Consider the following 1,286-nt stretch of genomic DNA (forward strand, 5'->3'; position numbering starts at 1 on the left):
GGTTTGAGTTCAGTAGCCGATCTGACTTCTTCTGCCGTTGATATTTCTTCTTAGCCATCTTCATCTCCAGAATGCCGTGGTTACAGGTTACAGCTTTTTTCTATCCCCATACTATAGCCACCTTCGAGCCTCTTTATCCTCTTACTACTATTTATTCTTCTATTTATTATTTTTCTGTAACTTGTAACCTAAAAAGAAATAAGTATAAGAAAATAAAGAGAAAAACAGGGTTACAAGCAGGTTACAAAGTAGGGTTACAGTTACAAGCTGTTCAACTATTTATAGATAATCACAACAAAATTAAACTTTACCGATAACAAAACCCATCACACTTTTGTAATGGGTTTCATTTTGGGTTACTATTCGTAACCTCGTCAAACGCTGTCAAAATCGTCTATTGGGAGCGTCACATCCAGCATCGAACGAATGTCAGCCCGTGCCGCATCTGTGTCCCGCGCGAGTTCTGAAACATTCTCATGCAAGTAAATCCTGCGAGCCTTGCCGTGCCACTTGAAGACTTTATCCAGCTTTGAGTAGCCAAGCATTTCCATGACCTTTGACATCCTGTTGGTCTTAAGTGTTAAACCTGCACGCCGTGCCAATTCGGTGAGGTCGCTTGTGCTGACCACCATCTTAGTGACGCCATATCCGCCCAACTCGATGAGTTCTTCGATCATGACTTCATCATCGGATCGTGACGATGCAATCATAGCTTTCTTGGCCTCTGTCATTGCGGGTGCGTCTGTTCGGTCAAAGTCTGACAGGTCTATGCTCATCAACCACCCTCTGATTTCAGAACCATTATTGTTGATGGCATCATTAAGCCTTGCCCAGTAATCCTTTCCAGTCTCAGCCACCATCTGTGAGCGGTCTTTAAACTTGGTGAAGAACACGCCCCAGCGTCTGTCGTCTGCGTCTAGCACGAGTGCATCCTCATGGTTTGTGAGTGCCATATAGTTAGTTGTGTTTGGGATGTTGCGTCCGTCTTGGCCCTTGCGAACCACTTCGATGATTTCGTTTGTGATGAGTGGTTTCAGCTTATTCATGGCATCATGACGATTGTGGCCTTTGACCCTAATTTCTTCCAGCACGCCAACGCATGACCCTTCTGCCCATCCGTTAAAATCAGACTGTAGGCTTTCAGGTCCAATCTGTCTGACGTTGCTATGTCCCATTGCTGCACCAAGCATACGTGCCAGCGTTGACTTACCATCACCTTGGATGCCTTTGATGATTGGTGCCCATAGCAGCTTTTGCCCTGGGTTTTGCACGTTGAATGCCATCCA

The 1,286-nt window shown here is 45.3% G+C and carries 1 protein-coding gene; it reads right to left on the reverse strand.

What is annotated here, in order from left to right; genetic code table 11:
- Positions 1-374 precede the first annotated feature (374 nt).
- The coding region (locus AC1QQ2_RS14235) for a primase-helicase family protein (RefSeq protein WP_479713629.1) at positions 375-1,286 on the reverse strand (912 nt) is incomplete at its 5' end.

It is taken from the genome of Aestuarium sp. (assembly GCF_023253315.1).
Classification (GTDB): Bacteria; Pseudomonadota; Alphaproteobacteria; order Rhodobacterales; family Rhodobacteraceae; genus Marivivens; species Marivivens donghaensis.